27 protein-coding genes are annotated in these 19,011 nt (G+C 43.3%); 24 read left to right on the top strand and 3 right to left on the bottom strand.

The genetic code is table 11. The annotated features are described in order from the left end of the window. Nucleotides 1-94: 94 nt before the first annotated feature. Complete coding sequence (locus J2755_RS06280) at nucleotides 95-673, bottom strand: TetR/AcrR family transcriptional regulator (RefSeq protein ID WP_209681026.1); 579 nt, start codon at nucleotides 671-673, stop codon at nucleotides 95-97. 83 nt (nucleotides 674-756) lie between these two features. Beyond that, on the bottom strand, nucleotides 757-1,263 hold the full coding sequence (locus J2755_RS06285) for a DUF2115 family protein (RefSeq protein ID WP_209681448.1): 507 nt from the start codon (nucleotides 1,261-1,263) through the stop codon (nucleotides 757-759). A gap of 300 nt (nucleotides 1,264-1,563) precedes the next feature. Between J2755_RS06285 and J2755_RS06290 the strand changes: the two genes are divergently transcribed. From J2755_RS06290 to J2755_RS06305, 4 genes are all read left to right on the top strand, one after another. Further along, the gene (locus J2755_RS06290; RefSeq protein ID WP_209681028.1) at nucleotides 1,564-1,743 is read left to right on the top strand and encodes a hypothetical protein; all 180 of its coding nucleotides are present in this window, start codon (nucleotides 1,564-1,566) and stop codon (nucleotides 1,741-1,743) included. A 212-nt stretch (nucleotides 1,744-1,955) separates the two neighbouring features. Continuing rightward, nucleotides 1,956-2,153 carry an SHOCT-like domain-containing protein gene (locus tag J2755_RS06295; protein WP_209681030.1) on the top strand — a complete coding sequence of 66 codons (198 nt, stop codon included), beginning with the start codon at nucleotides 1,956-1,958 and terminating at the stop codon, nucleotides 2,151-2,153. 6 nt (nucleotides 2,154-2,159) lie between these two features. Beyond that, entirely contained in the window at nucleotides 2,160-3,386 is a 1,227-nt protein-coding gene (locus tag J2755_RS06300; protein ID WP_209681031.1) for a hypothetical protein, read from the top strand. Between the two features lie 12 nt (nucleotides 3,387-3,398). Next, complete coding sequence (locus tag J2755_RS06305; protein WP_209681033.1) at nucleotides 3,399-4,274, top strand: minor capsid protein; 876 nt, start codon at nucleotides 3,399-3,401, stop codon at nucleotides 4,272-4,274. 126 nt (nucleotides 4,275-4,400) lie between these two features. Here J2755_RS06305 and J2755_RS06310 read toward each other — a convergent pair whose 3' ends face one another. Further along, nucleotides 4,401-4,628 (bottom strand): hypothetical protein, encoded by a 228-nt coding sequence (locus tag J2755_RS06310; protein ID WP_209681035.1) that lies wholly within the window; start codon nucleotides 4,626-4,628, stop codon nucleotides 4,401-4,403. Between the two features lie 212 nt (nucleotides 4,629-4,840). Between J2755_RS06310 and J2755_RS06315 the strand changes: the two genes are divergently transcribed. The 20 genes from J2755_RS06315 (at nucleotide 4,841) to J2755_RS06410 (ending at nucleotide 19,003) form a co-directional block, all read left to right on the top strand. Continuing rightward, nucleotides 4,841-6,223 carry a hypothetical protein gene (locus J2755_RS06315; RefSeq protein ID WP_209681037.1) on the top strand — a complete coding sequence of 461 codons (1,383 nt, stop codon included), beginning with the start codon at nucleotides 4,841-4,843 and terminating at the stop codon, nucleotides 6,221-6,223. Nucleotides 6,224-6,229: 6 nt separating this feature from the next. Continuing rightward, nucleotides 6,230-6,769, top strand: a complete 540-nt coding sequence (locus tag J2755_RS06320; protein WP_209681039.1) for an NYN domain-containing protein — start codon at nucleotides 6,230-6,232, stop codon at nucleotides 6,767-6,769. A gap of 15 nt (nucleotides 6,770-6,784) precedes the next feature. Further along, a complete protein-coding gene (locus J2755_RS06325) occupies nucleotides 6,785-7,510 on the top strand; it encodes a hypothetical protein (RefSeq protein ID WP_209681041.1) in 726 nt (241 codons plus the stop codon). Nucleotides 7,511-7,723: 213 nt separating this feature from the next. Then, nucleotides 7,724-8,710 carry a hypothetical protein gene (locus J2755_RS06330; protein WP_209681042.1) on the top strand — a complete coding sequence of 329 codons (987 nt, stop codon included), beginning with the start codon at nucleotides 7,724-7,726 and terminating at the stop codon, nucleotides 8,708-8,710. Beyond that, nucleotides 8,710-9,165, top strand: a complete 456-nt coding sequence (locus J2755_RS06335) for a gp53 minor capsid family protein (protein WP_209681044.1) — start codon at nucleotides 8,710-8,712, stop codon at nucleotides 9,163-9,165. Before J2755_RS06330 ends, J2755_RS06335 begins: the two co-directional genes overlap by 1 nt. A gap of 10 nt (nucleotides 9,166-9,175) precedes the next feature. After that, the gene (locus J2755_RS06340; RefSeq protein ID WP_209681046.1) at nucleotides 9,176-10,042 is read left to right on the top strand and encodes an encapsulin; all 867 of its coding nucleotides are present in this window, start codon (nucleotides 9,176-9,178) and stop codon (nucleotides 10,040-10,042) included. A 9-nt stretch (nucleotides 10,043-10,051) separates the two neighbouring features. Beyond that, on the top strand, nucleotides 10,052-10,228 hold the full coding sequence (locus J2755_RS06345; RefSeq protein WP_209681048.1) for a hypothetical protein: 177 nt from the start codon (nucleotides 10,052-10,054) through the stop codon (nucleotides 10,226-10,228). An 18-nt stretch (nucleotides 10,229-10,246) separates the two neighbouring features. Continuing rightward, a complete protein-coding gene (locus J2755_RS06350) occupies nucleotides 10,247-10,609 on the top strand; it encodes a hypothetical protein (protein WP_209681050.1) in 363 nt (120 codons plus the stop codon). A gap of 2 nt (nucleotides 10,610-10,611) precedes the next feature. Further along, entirely contained in the window at nucleotides 10,612-10,965 is a 354-nt protein-coding gene (locus J2755_RS06355; protein ID WP_209681052.1) for a hypothetical protein, read from the top strand. Then, nucleotides 10,965-11,237: a hypothetical protein gene (locus tag J2755_RS06360; RefSeq protein WP_209681054.1), complete on the top strand. Its 273-nt coding sequence runs from the start codon at nucleotides 10,965-10,967 to the stop codon at nucleotides 11,235-11,237. Before J2755_RS06355 ends, J2755_RS06360 begins: the two co-directional genes overlap by 1 nt. A 4-nt stretch (nucleotides 11,238-11,241) precedes the next feature. Beyond that, a complete protein-coding gene (locus J2755_RS06365; protein ID WP_209681056.1) occupies nucleotides 11,242-11,673 on the top strand; it encodes an HK97-gp10 family putative phage morphogenesis protein in 432 nt (143 codons plus the stop codon). Continuing rightward, nucleotides 11,670-12,050, top strand: a complete 381-nt coding sequence (gp17, locus tag J2755_RS06370; RefSeq protein WP_209681058.1) for a tail completion protein gp17 — start codon at nucleotides 11,670-11,672, stop codon at nucleotides 12,048-12,050. Before J2755_RS06365 ends, gp17 begins: the two co-directional genes overlap by 4 nt. A gap of 4 nt (nucleotides 12,051-12,054) precedes the next feature. Further along, nucleotides 12,055-12,849, top strand: coding sequence for a hypothetical protein (locus J2755_RS06375; protein ID WP_209681060.1), 795 nt, complete (start codon nucleotides 12,055-12,057; stop codon nucleotides 12,847-12,849). Between the two features lie 2 nt (nucleotides 12,850-12,851). Next, nucleotides 12,852-13,211, top strand: coding sequence for a hypothetical protein (locus J2755_RS06380; RefSeq protein ID WP_209681062.1), 360 nt, complete (start codon nucleotides 12,852-12,854; stop codon nucleotides 13,209-13,211). A 32-nt stretch (nucleotides 13,212-13,243) separates the two neighbouring features. After that, nucleotides 13,244-13,474 carry a hypothetical protein gene (locus tag J2755_RS06385; RefSeq protein WP_209681063.1) on the top strand — a complete coding sequence of 77 codons (231 nt, stop codon included), beginning with the start codon at nucleotides 13,244-13,246 and terminating at the stop codon, nucleotides 13,472-13,474. Between the two features lies 1 nt (nucleotide 13,475). Next, nucleotides 13,476-15,668 (top strand): phage tail tape measure protein, encoded by a 2,193-nt coding sequence (locus tag J2755_RS06390; RefSeq protein WP_209681065.1) that lies wholly within the window; start codon nucleotides 13,476-13,478, stop codon nucleotides 15,666-15,668. Continuing rightward, nucleotides 15,665-15,997, top strand: a complete 333-nt coding sequence (locus J2755_RS06395) for a hypothetical protein (RefSeq protein ID WP_209681068.1) — start codon at nucleotides 15,665-15,667, stop codon at nucleotides 15,995-15,997. The genes J2755_RS06390 and J2755_RS06395 overlap by 4 nt, the downstream gene beginning before the upstream one ends. Next, nucleotides 15,997-17,448: a hypothetical protein gene (locus J2755_RS06400; RefSeq protein ID WP_209681070.1), complete on the top strand. Its 1,452-nt coding sequence runs from the start codon at nucleotides 15,997-15,999 to the stop codon at nucleotides 17,446-17,448. Before J2755_RS06395 ends, J2755_RS06400 begins: the two co-directional genes overlap by 1 nt. Further along, on the top strand, nucleotides 17,445-18,104 hold the full coding sequence (locus J2755_RS06405) for a hypothetical protein (protein ID WP_209681071.1): 660 nt from the start codon (nucleotides 17,445-17,447) through the stop codon (nucleotides 18,102-18,104). The genes J2755_RS06400 and J2755_RS06405 overlap by 4 nt, the downstream gene beginning before the upstream one ends. Beyond that, on the top strand, nucleotides 18,104-19,003 hold the full coding sequence (locus tag J2755_RS06410; protein ID WP_209681072.1) for a hypothetical protein: 900 nt from the start codon (nucleotides 18,104-18,106) through the stop codon (nucleotides 19,001-19,003). Before J2755_RS06405 ends, J2755_RS06410 begins: the two co-directional genes overlap by 1 nt. The last annotated feature ends 8 nt before the right edge of the window (nucleotides 19,004-19,011 follow it).

The raw sequence follows: 19,011 nt of genomic DNA on the forward strand, positions 1-19,011 counted from the left end.
TGTATTTTTATTTGTTTCGTTTTTTTCGAGCAAAAATAATATGATATTATAAACTATCTACCTACATGTAGATAGGCAAAAATTAAATAAAAAATCAATCCCTCCATCCAAGACATGATTTGATAGAAGAAATTGCTCTGACAAGTGTCTTTCTTCCTTTAATGCTGGATACCAGTCTGGCACCCATTAAAGTTTCAACTACCATTTCTGCATGTGTATCGACTGGATCTGAAAACTCAAATTCTCCTTGTTCCAGGCCAGTTCTGAGAACATTGTTGAGCCAGTCAAGTATATCATCAAGTAGCAACATATCTTGCTTTTTAACTTTCTCCGGGAGTTCGTGGAAATCTATTATCACAGAGCCAGGAGGACAGATACATTTGCCTTCATCAAATTCCTGCAATGCATAATCAAAATAATATTGAAGCTGCTCACGGGCAGATTTTTCAGATTCCTTCATTTGCGCAATGGATACGGCTAAGCTCTTTCTCCTTTCTTCAAGCAAGGCAGCAACCAAATCTTCTTTTTTAGGATAATAATGGTGAATTGAAGCATTTTTTATGCCAAGCTTCTGGGAAATATCCTTGTAACTAAATCCATTATAGCCTCTGCATTGCAAAAAGTGTCTTGCATAATGGAGTATCTGTTGGTTAGTAGGGTTAAGATCAGTCATATAAATCCACATTTATCCTTATTCGTATAATAATTGAATAATACTCATATATTAAATATCTACCTACGTATAGGTAGGCAATGTTAGATTGCCCTGCAAACACAGTATTTGCACAGGGACATTTCCTCTAATATATGCTTACTCTTTGCAGGACAGTAATAAACGCCACCATTTTCAAAGATTGTCTGATTTTCGTTTACGTACATTCCCGGTGGGTGGAGTGGTTCTTTCGCTATAAAAGTCAGATATGTGGAAATAATACGAATATATTCCTTCAAATCCCTTTGATTGGGAGCATACCCATCCATATACTTGTTGATCCTGAAACTAAACTCTTTAAGCTTTCCAATGTCAATCTCCTCAGATATTTCTGAACAATCTCTTTCTTTTAGCTCAGAAAATTTCTTACGGTTATACCTTGCAAGACATTCAATATTATACTGAAGACTCACACGTGGACTCTGAATACCTCCTGTTTCTTTTTCATTAACCGTTGCTAAATACCCCGAAGATAGATTGGAAGCTTCTTTTTGTAATAAAAATAATAGTTCACATGAATTTATATGAAATTCCCTCCCAATTATGCATATGAAATATCTTTCAAGCTATAGTTTCGTTTAGTTTGTTCTTTAATTTGTCCGTTGTGTCTGTCTGTCCTGTCTCTTATCTATCGCCTATATTTGTCTCCTGAATTTCCATTGAATACGACAAAAAGGATAGTTATAAAGATAATAAAATCAGCCGTCTGCGACAAGCCTCTTCCACGTTTCCAATCTTTCTCTTCCACGTTATTTATTATGTTGGGGTATAAGAAAATACGCATCATACAATATATATAAGGTCGAAGCGTACTGTTTTTACTGAGAAGATATGCTCAGGAGAAACACAAAATGACCTGGATTGCAACCGTAGAAATTGAAGGCGAGAAACTCTTTGCAAGATGCGAATACAATCATCCCAATCTTATCCGCCTTCCTTCTGGGAGAAAATCATACTATTGCAAAACATGTGGTTCTCTGTTTGTGGTCGATCCTAACTATTCTGAACTCATAGAGAACGAAGATATGTAAGTTCCCCACCTGTGGAAAGTGTATTAAATTTATATAGTTGCAGCATTCTGATTCTACTGCATGAGTGAGACCTGTTCTACATGCACATTTTTCAAACCAACGACAATTACATATGGTTTTTGCAGACGAGAGTCTCCAGTTGCGAAGCTTGGTTTTCCGGTAGTTCCCTCCGATGAGTGGTGTGGCCAACATGAACCTAGGAGCAGAAAACCATGATAGAATCATATTTAACTGAAGCAGCTACCTTCCTGATAGGAATCGGAACCGGCATAGCCATAAGGGCAAAAATCTGGTGGAAAAACAAGACCGCAGAAGAGCGGAAATGCTTCGTCTACGAGATTCTGCAGTCACTGGAAGATGGTAAGATCACTGCTGCAGAAGCAAAGACTCTGATCAAGAACCATCTGTGAGGTATCATGGTCCTTCTGAATGCCACAATTAATGGCCCAAATACTAAGCCAATCACCCTCATGGCCTCTGCAGGTATCAAAAGAACAGACAAATCTACCAAGTTCGGAGGCTATCAGAACTTCGATACTGATAACCGTTTCAAGTACTACCAGCAGCTTTCAACCTGCACTCCACATGTTTCCACATCTCTGAACAAACTGGCACTTTCCCTGGTAAAAGGTATGCAGTTTGATGGAACCGGTTCCAAGATCATTAAAGATTTTGAGCGATGGTCCACCAAGGTCAACTTCCTTGAGCAGGTGCAGACACTTGCCAGGCTTCTCTGCAGGGATGGAATATATGTGGCACTACCCAACGGGAATGCAGAGACTTTCTCCCTGATACCCCTGCTTATGCAGAACACAACTATCCTCCCGGAGGATTTTACTGTTGGAGAAATGAATCCAAAGGAGATTCTCACTCCTCCCACCGGGTTTGTTGTTATCAATGAAAGTGACAAGGCCAAAAGGAAGATCTTGAAGATCAGCGATGTGGTTTGCGGATCTTATAATGCCTGGGATACTGTTCAAAAAGATCCTCTCAAGCGAGATACATACGGCATTTACGGTGCTTCCATGATGGAACCCATTGAACTCAGTATCCGGAACCTGCTGAACATCAACCACGGATATGTTTCATTTGTGAAGAAATATGGCAATGGCAGGTATCTTATTGACTTCAAGCTTTTGGAGAAACTGGTTGAGCAGGAGATTGTCAGCATTGAGGATGCTCAGAAGGTCATAGACGCTTGGCTTGATGAGCACAAGTACCTCTCGGAGAACGAAGATATCGCTGCAGTGGGTCTGGATATAATTCCTGTTGATGCAAAGGGATCCCTAGACGTCATGTCATTCAAGAAATCACTGGAAACAGATATCCAGATAGGCCTACTGCAATCCCCTCTAAGTATGGGCGATACAAAAGGATCAACCTATGCTGCCGGATATGTGTCCGAAGAAGACCGTATGGTTGTCCTGGAAGGTCTACAACATATTGTCCGGAATATAGCCAACAGTGCCATCAATATGCGTCTTCGACTCATGAACAAGAATGAAGATTCTGTATGGATAGAGTTCGAGGAGCTTAGCCGACCACAGCTGGAATCCCGTGATGTGATAGAATGGTACAATAGTGGAGTCCTCACAAGAGAGCAGATTCTCAAGTGGGGAGGATTCCCGGTGGACGGGGAATAATCAGGTGAAAGGATGTCACTCCTGAAATCTCCAGAACTAATCCGAGTCGAGATTCAGCTTATCTCGCTTTTAGAACGCACCATGGAGAGAGTATTCAGATTAAGGACCATGGACTATAAGCGAGAGCTTGTCCACAATGTCCGTAGGGAATTTGGATCAAAGACCTATGTAAAGCAACTGGATAATATCATCACCGAGATCATCAAACAATCATTGCTGTATGCTGACAATCAACTGAAACAAATCTCTGCAGCTGCACTTGAAGATTCATATGTGTTGACAGAAGAAGCTGTAAGGATATCCACAAATCTGGCAGATAATGTTGTAGAATCTATCGTCCAGATGCTCAAAGATGAAGCAATCTATACGATGCATCCCAACCAGCTGGCCAAAAGGATAGTAGACCTCTGGGAAGGGGAGCGATACAAGGCAGTTAGATTTGCCAGGACCTTCACTGCAGATGTCGCCACCCATACAACGGTGTACCGATATCGTCAACGTGGAGTTGAATATGTTGAGTTCGATGCTGAACTTGATGACAGGACAAGTGTTCGGTGCAGGATTTTACATGGTACGATATTCTCAACGGCATCTGATTCTCTAGAAAAGTACAGACCTCCATTGCATCACCACTGCCGATCAGGACTAAAATTAGTTCCAGTTACTCGAGAAATTGATCCTGACGCAGAATTCGAAAACCGCGACTTTCTTCATCAGATGAATCAAGAAGGGGAGTTCCTTAAGGAATTGACTGATGAGAAAGTTGTAGAGAAGGCTTTCGAGAACATTGACCAGTTCAATGATAAATACCGGATATCCCAGTTCATCCTGGACAAGGATATTGAAAAGAGAATTCTGATTGAAAATGGTCTATATATAATTATTTAGCGATACTTATGTACTTAAAAAGTTCTGTGATACATATTCGGCAAGTTAGTATGTATGAATAAATCAATAGATTGATACAAAAAGTTAGATTTCGGCCCTTGAAGATTTATACAAAGTCGATTAATTTTAAAATACTTCAGTTGGAAACGTGTCAATCAATTTATCTCCACACGAATGACAGAACTTTGAACTTAGAGATACTTCCGTACCAGATGGACAGCGGGTGGAAATTTCCTTGTGTACATAGGTTACACCTTGATGGCAACCCAATTCCCTTGCTTTTCTTTTTATTTCAGGAGGGATTTCCATGTCAACTTTATTTTTCGTATTTACACGTCCATGTTTTACAATCATGAGAATACTATCTTACTCTGTAATTTAAAGGTATTAGTTCATGTAACATATAATAATTACTTTATACTCTCTCTACATTTTTTATCTAACTCAATTTCCCAACCGTTTTTTACAAAAACATTATATACTATAAGCATGTAATTAAATTTTGTAATTAAGATATGTAACTAACATGTGAAATTAGACATTTGTAATGATTTGTAGGTGATTATATGATAAACATAAGAAGGGAATATGAAACCTTAGAGCAAGACCTTGCAGCATTGATGGCTTTCCTGACAAATTCCTCCCTAAAGCATTCAAATGGAAAGATTATCCTGACAAACGATCACAACTTGAAGGAACATATCGATCAACTCCTTAAAGAGCAGAAATTCATGGATGCAAATGAACTCATAAAATCAGCAAAGATTCTTCTAAAAGAGTCTTCAATTGATGCCAACATTATATCGAAGTCATATAGGGTTCCTTTCCCAATGTATCTACGGATAATATCTATTGCAGCAAGGAACGATGAAACGATTTCCGATATTTTAAAGAAAATATTGGTTCCATCCATTAATTCAACACTTGCTGAATTGCAATCATTCCCTGAGATTGAAAAAAATAAAAACGAATCATTGAAAAAACTGGTTTTGGATTGGAACAAAGCAAAAACATCCAGCAGGGCATTCAATACATTTTTTGATTTGCATGTATCAGGAGTTGATAGAACTCGGCACCATGATTATATCCTTAAATATTTTAGAGAAATAATTCTAAAGAAATGCTCTGAGGAACAGCTCAATGAGGAGTATGCTTTGAGCATTACTGATAAATTTATAAAAATCCATGTGGAACCTTATATTGATCCGTTCATAACATGCACATTTAACTTTGACTCTGAAGTAATAAAATGTGAAATAGAATATAATATTCTTTATTCATTAATAGAGAGCCTATCGGATAGGGAAGAAGTTCTAAATCTTATGTACGAAGGCTCACTCGATGTGGCTAATTCAATTAAAGAGAATAATGAATATCTTTATTCTAGTAAAGATGTAATGGAAGAATTTTTTGACGAAATTATCAATATCACACCTATCGAAAAAAATGGCAATTGGACAGTTGTTTCGAAAGACTTTGGCAAGTTTCAAAATATAGTTAATGATATTCTTGGAAAAGGTGCTACAGTAAGTTTGGGTATATATGAAGTTGATTTCAACAAAAATAAATTACTGTTCAATGGTGTGGAATTGGAAAATGTTGAAGCCACAAGAGAGATACTCTATAGAACTTTGATTTCTGAAAGCGAGCTACTTCCACTTTCATTTGATGTAGATGAAAAATCAAAAATTCTCAGGGAAGCTCTTTCGGACGACGATTATGAAAGTGCATCAAAATACTCTCAAGAACTAGAAATATATGAAATAATCGATTGCGTATCTAAATCTCTGGCCGAGATGCTCAAGATAAAGGAAAATGACTCTGAAGTAATTACAGTATCCATGCCCAAGGCGGTTTCAATGATTATTGACTTGGCTAAAGATAAGAGATCAAACAAGGCCTTTATCTCTGAAATCTGTCTGAATTATTTTGAAAGTACACGTGAGTGATCTGTGATGAGCGATGTCATAACAAAACACCGAAACATTGCCGTATTTATAGATCACGATAACATAAATATCGGCTGCTTTGAGGCCCTAAATTGTCATTATGATTTTGGCATATTAATGGATGAATGCAAAAAGTATGGCCACATCGTGTCAAGTAAAATATACTTGGACATTACCCGAAGTGAAAATCAGCGAATTCCATACAGGTTGTATAACATGAGGATGGAAACGGTATATTCACCATCTTTTGGTTTTCCCGATGGCAACAAAAAAAGTCTTGCTGATCCCATGATTATCTGCGATATGATGAAAACACTTTATGAGAAGCCTGAAGTTGATACGTTCATCCTGGTAAGCGGTGATAAGGATTATGTGCCAGTCATCAGACATATATCTCAGCATAGTTCCCAAAAGAAAATTGTGGTGATTGGGATTCAGGATACTACAGCACAGTTTATGATCGACGAATGTTCAAACTCTGATAATGCAGAATATCTGGATTATGTAATAATGCATCGCAGAGAAGAGTATTTTGATAATAAATAAAAGGAGAACAATAACATGGAACTCAATGAGAAAATGTACTATGCTTGCTCGTTGTGCAGCACAGAGAACAAAGTAGTGTGGCATAGACCAAAGACACAAACATGGAGAGATCATAAGCAGTACATCGACCTAGATCAAACAAACTCTGAAACCCCACAGTACTTCTGGTGCAGGAAGCACAACCTTCCCCACTCACTAAAAAGGGAATGCCTTCCTTACAAAGCTACAGTTACTCTTAATGGAAAAATCGGTGATTGCAACGGCGTAACAAACCAGCTTTCGCATAACGATGTTCTTAAAAATATTAGATATACAGTCGCAAAAAAATCCAAGCAAATAGATTGGAAAAAAGCCATAGGCAGTAATAGCTTGCCATATCCATGTAATAGGGATACAAGGCTGATACTACCTGATATAATATATTGTAAAAAGGACAATAGTACAAACTCATCATATACTGTTACTAATATCATTGAGTTTGAAACAAAAACAGCTCCTGAAATAATTGTAGATAAGGTAGAGAGATTTAAACGCTCTTTCTCCGAAATGGTCAGAAAAAATTATCAGAATCCTGATGTACTGCCTAGAATTATATTTCTGTACGATAAGCAGACAGAAGTCTATCTTCCACAAATAAGCAAGATGTTTGAAGACATAGAAATGGATTCTCTGGAATCTGTATGTATTGGATATTATGAAAACAATGAAAAATGGTATCAGCAATTCTTTATGGATGCATAATCTAGAGGTTCAAACGTGGGAACAGTTCCCAATTAAACCTATTGAGTGCAATATCATCATCATTCTTTTTTCTGCTCCAATGAGACTCTCCTAATCAAAAAGAAACACATTCCTGTCCAGTTAATAACCCTATTAAACCAATTATTATAGTATCTTTGTGTCGCTAGTATTGTATAATCTTTTTATACCCGTTGTATTTGTACTTTAATTCCGATGGCTATCACTATTGAAGGTACTGCATTTCCACTCGGTGAGATAAACAAAAACGGATGGGGTATTCCTCTTTCGGAAGCAGAGAATGCCATCTCTTCTCTCAAAGGTTCTGTGCTTCGGATTTGCCCACGGGATGCTCCACACGAATGTGACTTTTCTGAGGATCCGAATGCTGAGATTGGCAGGGTTGTCGATGCCTGGCGTGAAGGATCTGAGATCAAAGCAAGAGCAGCAGTAACCGATTCGGTGGCAGAGAGAAAGATTCAGGATGGGACCTGGGAAAACGCGTGGAGTATCTATTCTCTGGCAGATTCTATCGATGATAACTGGGCCAGTGGAGTCCAGGCCAGGTCCCTGACTCTTGTCCAGAATCCTGCGTGGGAGCAGGCAACCTGGAACATTGCAGCTGCCGAGGAAGGAAAGGTAGCAGTACGTAACATTCATCAATTCAAAATCATTGCATCAGGTGATCCTGTGACAGATAACAAAAACGATCCTAACAACGGTGGAGACCCTTCACCAGATGAAAAACTTGCTGAGCTCGAAAAGGACAATGCAGCCAAAGATAAAGATATCGAGGATTTGAAAGCTGCTAAAGCAGAAGTTGAAACGAAGGTAGATGACCTCGAAAAAGTGGTGGCCTCCTATGAAAAGGATAAGGCCACATCCATTCCCCTGGAAAAAGTGCAGGAACTGGTGGCAAGCAAAGCCGATGAGATAGCCACTGCCAAGATTGTAGCATACAAGGAAGAGCAGAGGAGAGCCAATGCAATGGATAGTCTCACTGCTGCCAGGAAGGATCTGAACCTCGAGACAAAAGACGAGGACTACCAGCATCTGACAGCATCCGATATCGAGAAGCTTGCAGAGGACCTGGGAAGTATAAAGCTTGGAGCAACGGCAGAGAACATCAAGTACCCAAGTTCAACAGGCATGGGTACTGTCGGCAGATGGGACAGCACCAAGAATGAATGGGTGGTGGAATAATGGCATACTCAGGTGTTGTGAAACCGGCAAACAAAATAGTAGCCGGTGGTAAGCCTCTGGAACAGGAGCTTAAAATCGAAACTGCCACAAACATGTACCCAGGTCGTCTGGTCAAGAAAGGTACCAACGATGATGATATGATTGTCAATACCGCAGCTGGTGCTACACTGGGATGGCTCGGATACGAGCAGACCAATCCGGTATTCATGCCCACAGATGTGGATACCGTCTACGTACAGGATGACATGGCCGCTGTTCTCTATGGAGGCGGTTTCCTGATTGTTGGCAGACTTGCATCGGGCCAGAACGTAACCAAAAGTGCACGTCTTAAGGCAGCTGCAAATGGAGAACTTGCAGCAGGTATTGTTGGAACAGACGAGATCGTGGCAATCGCTGAGGAATCAGTGGATGCAAGCTCAGCTGCTGCAGATATCGTGGTACTGAGTCTCATATGAGGTGAAAAACATGACAAACGCACTCGCAACATTCTCAAAAGAAATAGACTCCTCCCTTGTCCCTGCTCTCAGGAACGCACTTATTGGAAGGAAACTGGTACATGTGACCTCGGAGAAGGGATTTGGTATAACTTCTGTTGATTGGGGTAGAATAACAGACGTCAGTGACGGATACGTATCATATGGTTTCCGGGACGGGAACGAAGATAAGATCGAAGTGTCCCTAACCAACTCAAAGATACCTGTTTACTGGAAGGACTACACGGTTGACAGGCGCATTTATGAGAGCTGGCTTAGAAGCGGAGTGGATGTCGATAAAGCATCTTCCATCTCTGCAGCGTACAAGGCGGCAAAGGCAGAAAATGCGGCTATCATGATGGGTGTCAGCAATGACGGTACAAATTATGATATGAATGGACTTTACCAGGGAGCTGGCAACGATTATGCAGTAAGCAAGGACTTTGGAACCTATGGAAATGCCACCGATGCACTGGCAGGTGTCTATGAGCTCATGGACGATGATGGCATTCCTGTTGACAGTCTTTCATTCAACTGGGTACTTGCAACCACACAGCGCAGGCAGCTAATGGCCAGCCGTAGTGCAAACGGTATCAAGGAAATGCCAGACATCCTGGACATGCTCAACGGCGGCCAGGTATTCGGTACCAACACACTGACCGCAGGTACAGGACTTGTCAGTCCCACAGAGAACGTCGGAGAGCCCTATGTCGATTTTTACATGACATCCGATTTCAAGACAGAGCATGGTGTGGATTCAAAGCACCCAGACACTGGTGATCTCAACGGTCGTGTCTACAGTGCAGGTATCCTGAGAATAAAACAGGACGTAGCTATCTGCAAGACCAGTGCTATCTGAGGTGAGAACATGGTCAAGGTCCAAGTCAACGTGAAAAATCTTGCCATCGATCTCGATGGAAAGGAGATGAAGTTCAGGCAGGGAGATATGTTCGAGATCCCTGCAGAGAGAGCTGAAATGATGGGTAATACCCTTGTGGTACTCGAAGACGAAAGAACTCCTAAGAGAAAAACAGCTGGAAAGTGAAGCTAGATGCTATGCTCGGTGTCAGAAGTTAAAACAATTGTCTCTCCGGAATCCGTAACGGATGATGATATACTTGCCATCATAACTCACACATCGGCAGAGATATCTCTTGAAACCGGTGTGAGTACGGAGAGCACGGAACCTGCACTGAACATAGCCTGCGTACATCTGTCAGCTGCAACTGTTCTGGAACGAATGAAGTACACCGGTGAACTTGCAAAGCAGGTCAAACTGGGGTCCGAACAGCAGTCGAACGATGTTGATGCAGATATACAGATTCATCGTGAGAAGGCTACTTCATACATCAACAGATACAAGCACCGGGCTTTCTCAATCCCATATGGCAGAAGTGGTATCAAAACGGTGAACAGCGAGGAATAGGAATGACCATCCATAACATTGGTCTGATCCACGAATGCACCATTATTTCAAGGACCCAGATGGGGACAGACGAATACGGTTCTCCTGTATATGCAGAGAATAGTACATTATCTTCGTGTCGTTTTCTGGTCTCCGCTGATCCTAGCCGAATAGATGTGCTTGAAAGTGGGGAGCATAGTGTTTCAGAGGTTTCTGTGATACTGCCTTCTGGTGTTGTTGTGGAAACAGGCGATACCATCAGCAGCACGGTTCCTGGTTATTCCCATTCTTATGAGATATTGTCTGTCACACCGATCACCCGGCTGTTCAACTCTACTGTTCATCATTACGAATGCAAGCTCAAGGCGGTGGAATAATGGAGATCGATTCTGACACCTATGACAAGATAATTGAGACACACAACGATGTCAAGCACGTTCGTGCAGGCATTGACAAGATGAGCTGTCAGCTCGATGACCACGAGAAGAGAATCCAAGTTCTTGAGAAGTGCTCCATCGAGGATCATGAAGAACGTATCCGTGTGCTGGAAGAACGTCAGAACCGCTGGCTGGGAAGGAATGCTTTCCTCGGACTGGCGGTGGTTGTGATCCTGCAGCTGGCAGGGATAATTGTACAGATAATCTGGTGATGACATGTTCCAGTTCAAGGTTAAAGGAATGGAAAAGCTGCAGAAGAACCTGCAGGAGCTGGGCAAGGACATTGCCGACGTCCTAGAGGAAAGTGTGCTTGCAGGGGGAGATGTTGTTGTGAGGGCTGCCCAGGAGAATTCCAGAAAGGGAGGGGATGATTTCCCACACAGGATAACAGGTAACCTGTTCCGCAACCTTGCAGAGGTCAACCCTGTGTCTGTTGAAAAGTCGAACGAACGATGTGAGGTGATGATCGGCTCCACCATGAACTATGCAATGCGTCTTGAGAAGGGATTCAATGATACCGATTCCCTTGGACGGAGATACCATCAGCAACCACGACCGTTCCTCAGGCCTGCTCTGGATGAGAACACCGACGAGATTGAAAAGGCGATCAACCTCAAGCTTCAGCAGGTTATCAGGAAGTACAAATGACATCTATTCATGGCGCTCTTCGAAATCTTGTATTGCAGGATACTTCAGTGGCTGATCTTGTCAGCAACAGGATCTACCCGCTGAGATTACCGCTTGATTGTCAAATGCCAGCGATATCAATCCACAAGATTAGCAATCCAATTGATCATGTAACCGGGTTTGCCACTCCAAGATATCAGATCTCCTGCTGGTCCGGGACTTATGCTCAGGTTCAGCAACTCTCAGATGCCATCATCAATTATCTGAACAGGTACAAAGGAGTGGCCGATGGAAATCCCATCAAACAAATAGCGTACCTGGAGTCTCATGATGCCATAGAAGATGTTTCCGGTATTTTTCACGTTCCAATAGATTTCAAGATTATACACATGAGGTAATAACATGGCACAAACAACCGTACAGAACTCGAATTCCATCCGGTTCGGATCCGGAAAACTGGAGATAGGCACATCCATAGGATCGCTTATCAATATCGGCGCCATTCGCAATGCAGTATTCAAGGAAGAATGGGAGGATGTCGAGGTCAAATCCGATAACGCCGGTATTGTGAAGGTTGGCATCAAAGAACATGTCGCATATATCGAATGCGATATGATGGAAGTTAACTTGGAGAACTTGAACACCATAAGAGGTAACCTGGATGCATATGCAACCGTTGCAGGGACTCCTATATCCGTGATCGATGAAGTGCACATCCTCGAAGACACCGGTTTTATAAGGCTAGATCATAGGAACGGCGATGGAACAGAGGTTAGTTCCATTGTAGTCACGGATGCATCCGACAATCCAGCTGTCAGGAACACTGATTACGTGATAGCAGTCGACAGTGATGGGCACACTTGCATTGCCAGGATATCAGATTCTACCGTCATCTCTGACGGTGAAGGTATCAAGGTAGATTATTCCTATACTCCCAGCTCTGCTGCCACTCTTACAAGCGGTGGTAAGACCTCGATATCAGACCGTGTGGTTCGCATCACCAACACCGATGAGAACGATAAGATCTTCCGCATCACACTCTACAAGGCCACGGTCAATGAAGGTCAGAACATTGAATTCCCTGCAGACGACGGCGATGATCCTGCAATGCCACATCTGAAGATGAAAGGAGTGCTGGATGTTAGCAGAACAGCAGGTGACCAACTGTATGAGATCTACGATGAGCAGGGGGTCTGAACATGAGCTCTGATATCATGAAGGACTTCGATACTATTGCACCGGTGAAGCGGGTTGCAAGGATAGGAGGAGAGGAAGTTGATGTTTCAGTATTCTCAACACGTGCAACCCTGAAGCTCATCGATATGACTGACTCTCCTGAGAAGATACAAAATCTCGAGAACGGCAAGAACATCGAGATTTTTGTCGAGGTGGTTGCAACTGCCTGTCAGCGTTCGAATCCAAAGATAACCGCTGACTGGCTCATGGATAATGTGGATATGTTCACCCTTGTTGAGTTCTCAAAGTTCGTCCTGGAACCGATCATCCAGAAACTGGAGGAGATTAAGCCTGCAGAGGATACAGAAAAAAACTGTCAGTGACCATCGGGGACATCTTTGCCCAGATGGGGATCATGTATTCATGGGCCACCCCTAGCCATCTTCTGGACCACATGTCCACGGACCAGGTCATGCTCTATTACGAAAAAGGAATCCATGCAGTTGAGATGCAGGCCAGGGTTTTCTGGGGTGTGCTTGGAGATGCTTTGAATGGACAGGAAAAAGTCTCAGAAACGGATTCTGGTGATAGACCAGACCTGAAACGATTCTACGAGCTATACGGTAACAAGATAAAAAGAGGTTGATATGACTTCCATCGGTGAACTCATTGTTTCGATCATCGGAGATGTGAGCCAGATCAAGAAGGCATTTGATGAGGTGAGTTCACAGGCCAGCCAGATGGGAAAGAAGTTCCAAGAAACTGGTAAGCAAATGACCTCTGCCGGAAAAACACTCTCCACATATGTTACTGCTCCTGTCCTTGGGCTTGGAGCCGTGGCTTTCCATACAGCTTCCTCTTTCGATGATTCCATGAGAAAGGTCAAAGCCATATCTGGAGCTACTGGTGATGAGTTCAAGCAGATGACTGATCTTGCAAGGGAACTTGGCCGAACGACCCGTTTCTCTGCAAGTGAAGCTGCCGAAGGTATGCAGTATCTTGCGATGGCGGGTTTCTCCACTTCAGAGGTAATGGAATCCATCGACGATATGCTTAGCCTTGCTGCAGCAGGAGCTATAGACCTTGGTACTGCTTCAGATATCGCATCAAATGTGCTTACTGGCTTTAACCTGCAAGCAAGTGAAGCTGGAAGGGTGGCAGATGTCCTTGCCAAAGCGTCTGCTTCCTCTAACACCGATATTACTCAACTTGGACAGGCAATGTCCTATGTTGCTCCCCTTGCAGCAGCCATGGGGATATCCATGGAGGAAACTGCTGCCATCATCGGAAAGATGTCAGATGCAGGTGTTCAGGGAAGTCGTGCAGGTACTGCACTACGAGGTGCATTGACAAGACTTGCAGATCCAACCACTGAAGTTGCCGGAGTGCTGGAGAAATACCAGCTAACCCTTGCAGATGTGAATCCCACCACACAGTCATTCACGGATATTATTTCCAGACTGAGCAATGTTGGTCTGTCCACAGCAGATGCAATGGCACTGTTTGGTCAGGAAGCAGGACCTGGTATGATTGCATTGTTATCGGTAGGGTCAGATGCCATTCATAATCAAACAAGATTGCTCGAGAACTCCGCTGGTGCTGCAGCTAAAATGGCAGAGGAAATGGAAGGTGGACCAGGAGGAGCTATACGTGAGCTCAAATCCGCACTTCAAGACGTGATGATAACTTTCGGTGATGTAGTTGCCGAAGGGCTCATGCCACTGGTCAGTGCCTTCATTGAGATACTCAACATTATATCTGGAATTCCAAAACCAATACTCAAGGTCATTGTAGCAGTAGCAGCTATAGCTGCAGCCATTGGACCAGTGCTGATTGTAGCAGGTTCTGCTATTGGTGCTATCGGAACAATAACAACCTTCCTCGGTGGTGCCGGTCTGGCTGGGGCTTTGAGTAGTATAGTTGCGATTATAACAGGTCCAGTAGGAATAGCGATCGCTGCTCTTGCACTGGGTGCTATTCTGATATGGAAGAGCTGGGACAAAGTATCTCCAGTGGTCATGGATACACTGGCAAACATCCGTACTGCGGTTGAGCCGCTCATTTCCATCGTACAGGACTTTGTGTCCAATGCCATGAACAAAATAAGTGATTGGTGGACAGAGAATGGAGATACGATCACATCTGCGGTGGCTGTTATAGTATCTGCTCTCGGGACATTGGTCTCATACATTGCAGACCATGTAGTCGATAATGTAATGGTCTGGATGCCTCTGGTTCTGAAAACGTTTGAATACGTGCTTGGCCAGATACTCAACCTAATTCTATTATTTGCACAAATACTCACGGGAGATTGGTCAGGTGCATGGCAGACATTGCAGAATATTGCCAAGAATAGTCTGGATTTCTTGTACTCCATAATATCGAGTGCATTTGAGCCTATACTTTCAATATTCTCATCCGCTGGTAGCAGCTTCTATCGTTCAGGAAAGGACCTGATACAGAACTTCATCAACGGAATAAAGTCGATGGTAAATCCGTTGACATTTACGGTCTCAGACGTATTTTCAGGCATTTCCAGATACCTCCCTCATAGTCCTGCAGAAGTTGGGCCATTATCCGAGTTACCAAACTGGGATGCGTTCTTTGTATCTCCTCTCAAAAAGTCCATTGGAAATATGGATGGAGTGCTGGCCTCGGGTTTAACCAATGTAGCTGGATCTTTCTCTACAAGCACAAGTACCACTAATAATACATATGCAGGAGATGAGTTCGTGGTCCAGAATGTCAACCTCTCTGCAGATTACCCCTTCGAGAAGTTTGTCCGTGACCTGGAGAAATACAACAGGCAAAAACGTGTTCAACGGGGGTATGGCATATGATCGTTACTTTCGATGGTTCACCTGTATCTGTGATAAGGGATACGGAAATTTCGGTTGATTCGCCTTTCAAGGAAACGACCTTGCTTTCCGGGAAAACGTACATCCAGGCATCTCCTGAGCAGAAGTTCGCCAGGACCTTTGAGTGCTACACAGAAGACTTTTCCGAGATATCCACGCTGCTTGGAAAACTCGGCTCACCAGGTACACTGGTAATTGACTCCGATTCGTACACTAGCTGCTACATTGTTCCTCCGCTCAAGTATAAGGAACTGATCATGGGCAGTGGAAAGTATACGTACACAATCAGTTTTGGGAGGCATACTGCATAATGGTTGATTTGAACGCATATCCGCTTGAATCTCTAAAGGTTTCAAAAACCATCAAGGACGCTTTCTGGCAACTTGAATCACATATAGTAGATGTTTCCATCCCTGTCAACTATTCAGATGTGCTTATTGAGCTGGAAGACCAATCCGGGAACAACAAAGCAGTGTTTTGTGGCATCACGGCCCCGGATGAATCATATGATCTGAAACTGGTGGAAGAAGCAGTTGACATATATGCCTATGACCTCCGCTGGTTCTTATCTCGCCAGTTTGTGCCCGAGTCACAACTGGTACTGGCCGATACAGATAGTATCATCGTCTATATCGAGGACTTGCTTGGTGGAAGCAGCTGGGCCACAGTGACAGGCGTGGAACCATACAAGATACGTTCTCCCGATTCTGCTATTACAAAAAAGGAATTCATCTTCAATCCAGATACTTCAAAACTTGATGCCATCGCAGAGATTGCAGAATACTATAATTGTATTTTCGAGGTCAAGTGGCGAAATGCAGGAACCGAACAATCACCAAATTGGATTACCAGTGCATATTTCATCAGGTCAGGAGAGATCGATGATGATACAGATGGTCTGGACCTGCCATTGCCTGCAGTACTTGAGAAAACGGACAATGATATTCTTGAGATCACGGTGGCTAACTCCTCCGACGACAAGTACAATAGGATTATCGCCAAAGGGTGTGATTCCTCCGGCAATTGGTATACTGGTGTAGTGGAAAGTTCCAATGTCACAAACGGGACAGCAAAGCCCAGAGAGTACATGGAATACCCATCTCCATACGTCACCAGCCAGGCCAGTGCAGACCAACGTGCTTCTGAGCTTTACGCTTTATTCAATTTTCCTGTAAAGAGGATCTCTGCAACCCTTACAAAAAGACATGATCTTGAACTGTATCAGCTTGTCAAGTTCGATGGCTGGACCGAATATACAGATGTACTTTACACAGTAGGTATGACCGGGGTCAACTGGGTAAGGATAGTTGAGATTTCTCACCTAAAAACCGCCACATCCTCTGAAGTGCACATTGTTTGTGTTCCAGACAGGGACCTGAGCCACAGCAGGCTGAAAGGCTACTCGGTGTCACCCAATAGCGTGGACATTACAGAATCTATTGTCATGGACGTGCTGGCATCGCAAGCATCCACAGAGATCGGTGTGGCTACACTCCCTGAATCTGGATCCTCGGCATCTGTTGCATTAAACAGAGGAGGTACGATCACTGCAAAAGTGCTTGGTTCTGGTGAGAGTATTGTTCTCCCCATCAACAATGAACGTGTAATTGTATCCGGGGGAGGTGGTGGTTTCAGTAACCCTGCCGAAGAGGATCTGGACATGAATGGGTTTAAGGTAAAGACATCCAGCACAGGCAAGGATCTGATATTCGAAGTACCAACTGGACAGAAGATAGTTTTCACAAGGAGCACTGAAGAATGAGCGTAGGCAAGATAACAAGCTCACAGCAAGACTTGGCATATGTCAAGGTCAGACCAGAGACAGGAGTGGAACTAGAGACAAGGACAGGCGGTACAGCAGCATGGGACGAAACCACAACCAGCTTTGGCCAAGCGTTCACGGCAGAACACTATTTTGGTCGCATCAAAATAGTGGTACACGATGCAGGTGGGAAGAATTTAGTAGCAAGGCTCTACGATTCTCCGGCAAAGGGAGTGAAATATGTCGAGACTATCTTCAAGGAAGTTGACCAGGAAGAGGTGCTTCACTGGATATTTGACCCAATGACACCAGGCAGCTACTACTGGGAACTGGAGATATGGAGCAGCAATGATCCAACATTCAGGCTCAAGACCTACGATGGTTCTACTTTTAGCGGGGCTTACGAGGATGGAAGTGTGCTGTCCAGCAAGTCGTTTATGAGTAAGATCGTGTACTGCGAAGACACAGAAGTAGAAAGGCAAGTAGCGATGACAGGAGATACGGTGGACAGTGGGATGACCACGGTAAAATCAGGTTCTCCATTAGGGCAGATAAACACGGGAACAGTAGTAGGGAACATATCACGTGAGGGTGATGAATTGAACAATGGAGGAACGATTTTGAATGGATCATGGTTCATGGAGGTGGATGATTAATGGCAGGAACTTTTTACAGTGGAGCAAAGGTGCTTGCAGACTTGATAGATGAGATAGCTGACAAGCTAATAGCAGAAGGCTGGACGGATGGAGACACAACATGGGACACCACAGACAGGACGGTAGGTGCAAATAACGCAAGAAGGTGCCTGTACCACTCCACAGATGACATATATCTGACCCTGGAATGCCATGACCAATCATATTGGGTATATAGTACATCATACCAGGCAAAAGGATTGAGGATTGCATTCCATTCAACGTGGGATTCGGTCAACCACACATACCCGAACATGGACTATCATACCTATATTCCGTTCTTTGGAAGAAGCAGCACAACGCCAGTGACTAACTGTTTCTCGACTCAGCTAACATATTATTGTTGGGTGGATTCTACAGGATTTGTATTGATGGCAAGACCGGAAGCGAACTCAACTGATAACTTGCAGGTTTCAGCAATTACTGTGGTAGAAAGGATTGCCAGTAAAGAATACAGTGATGGCTTGACGAATTTCTACAACTACACGAAGTTGAATTACGAAGGCTGGAGGAACACTGCCGGGAACTCTCTTGGAAGATGTCATAACATGTGTAGGCCATTCACCTATACAAATTCCTGGAGCACCGAAGGCATCCAGTTCTGGCACGCTGATTATCATGCGTTCAAGAGCGATGGTAACGGGAAGGTCTACTATGCAAAGCCCCTGATATTCAACGACCAGGCAGAGACAATGCCCATAGGTCAGAGCGAACTGTTCTTTATGTTCTCAGAAGGTGGCGGCCTTGTGGATGGAGATGTAGTAGCGATAGATGGAGCTACAACGAAGTTCCTGTGTATAGGCATGGACTCACCAGACAACACAGGCAGGGTGAACTATGCAATAAAGTATGTAGAGTGAGGTGAAAA

The sequence above is a fragment of the Methanohalophilus levihalophilus genome (assembly GCF_017874375.1).
Taxonomy (GTDB): Archaea; Halobacteriota; Methanosarcinia; order Methanosarcinales; family Methanosarcinaceae; genus Methanohalophilus; species Methanohalophilus levihalophilus.

What these genes read in the sequence shown, in the direction of transcription:
- J2755_RS06280 (WP_209681026.1), bottom strand. Translation starts at nt 673, where the DNA reads ATGACTGATCTTAACCCTACTAACCAACAGATACTCCATTATGCAAGA.
- J2755_RS06290 (WP_209681028.1), top strand. Translation starts at nt 1,564, where the DNA reads ATGACCTGGATTGCAACCGTAGAAATTGAAGGCGAGAAACTCTTTGCA.
- J2755_RS06295 (WP_209681030.1), top strand. Translation starts at nt 1,956, where the DNA reads ATGATAGAATCATATTTAACTGAAGCAGCTACCTTCCTGATAGGAATC.
- J2755_RS06300 (WP_209681031.1), top strand. Translation starts at nt 2,160, where the DNA reads ATGGTCCTTCTGAATGCCACAATTAATGGCCCAAATACTAAGCCAATC.
- J2755_RS06305 (WP_209681033.1), top strand. Translation starts at nt 3,399, where the DNA reads ATGTCACTCCTGAAATCTCCAGAACTAATCCGAGTCGAGATTCAGCTT.
- J2755_RS06310 (WP_209681035.1), bottom strand. Translation starts at nt 4,628, where the DNA reads ATGATTGTAAAACATGGACGTGTAAATACGAAAAATAAAGTTGACATG.
- J2755_RS06315 (WP_209681037.1), top strand. Translation starts at nt 4,841, where the DNA reads ATGATAAACATAAGAAGGGAATATGAAACCTTAGAGCAAGACCTTGCA.
- J2755_RS06320 (WP_209681039.1), top strand. Translation starts at nt 6,230, where the DNA reads ATGAGCGATGTCATAACAAAACACCGAAACATTGCCGTATTTATAGAT.
- J2755_RS06325 (WP_209681041.1), top strand. Translation starts at nt 6,785, where the DNA reads ATGGAACTCAATGAGAAAATGTACTATGCTTGCTCGTTGTGCAGCACA.
- J2755_RS06330 (WP_209681042.1), top strand. Translation starts at nt 7,724, where the DNA reads ATGGCTATCACTATTGAAGGTACTGCATTTCCACTCGGTGAGATAAAC.
- J2755_RS06335 (WP_209681044.1), top strand. Translation starts at nt 8,710, where the DNA reads ATGGCATACTCAGGTGTTGTGAAACCGGCAAACAAAATAGTAGCCGGT.
- J2755_RS06340 (WP_209681046.1), top strand. Translation starts at nt 9,176, where the DNA reads ATGACAAACGCACTCGCAACATTCTCAAAAGAAATAGACTCCTCCCTT.
- J2755_RS06345 (WP_209681048.1), top strand. Translation starts at nt 10,052, where the DNA reads ATGGTCAAGGTCCAAGTCAACGTGAAAAATCTTGCCATCGATCTCGAT.
- J2755_RS06355 (WP_209681052.1), top strand. Translation starts at nt 10,612, where the DNA reads ATGACCATCCATAACATTGGTCTGATCCACGAATGCACCATTATTTCA.
- J2755_RS06360 (WP_209681054.1), top strand. Translation starts at nt 10,965, where the DNA reads ATGGAGATCGATTCTGACACCTATGACAAGATAATTGAGACACACAAC.
- J2755_RS06365 (WP_209681056.1), top strand. Translation starts at nt 11,242, where the DNA reads ATGTTCCAGTTCAAGGTTAAAGGAATGGAAAAGCTGCAGAAGAACCTG.
- gp17 (WP_209681058.1), top strand. Translation starts at nt 11,670, where the DNA reads ATGACATCTATTCATGGCGCTCTTCGAAATCTTGTATTGCAGGATACT.
- J2755_RS06375 (WP_209681060.1), top strand. Translation starts at nt 12,055, where the DNA reads ATGGCACAAACAACCGTACAGAACTCGAATTCCATCCGGTTCGGATCC.
- J2755_RS06380 (WP_209681062.1), top strand. Translation starts at nt 12,852, where the DNA reads ATGAGCTCTGATATCATGAAGGACTTCGATACTATTGCACCGGTGAAG.
- J2755_RS06385 (WP_209681063.1), top strand. Translation starts at nt 13,244, where the DNA reads ATGTATTCATGGGCCACCCCTAGCCATCTTCTGGACCACATGTCCACG.
- J2755_RS06390 (WP_209681065.1), top strand. Translation starts at nt 13,476, where the DNA reads ATGACTTCCATCGGTGAACTCATTGTTTCGATCATCGGAGATGTGAGC.
- J2755_RS06395 (WP_209681068.1), top strand. Translation starts at nt 15,665, where the DNA reads ATGATCGTTACTTTCGATGGTTCACCTGTATCTGTGATAAGGGATACG.
- J2755_RS06400 (WP_209681070.1), top strand. Translation starts at nt 15,997, where the DNA reads ATGGTTGATTTGAACGCATATCCGCTTGAATCTCTAAAGGTTTCAAAA.
- J2755_RS06405 (WP_209681071.1), top strand. Translation starts at nt 17,445, where the DNA reads ATGAGCGTAGGCAAGATAACAAGCTCACAGCAAGACTTGGCATATGTC.
- J2755_RS06410 (WP_209681072.1), top strand. Translation starts at nt 18,104, where the DNA reads ATGGCAGGAACTTTTTACAGTGGAGCAAAGGTGCTTGCAGACTTGATA.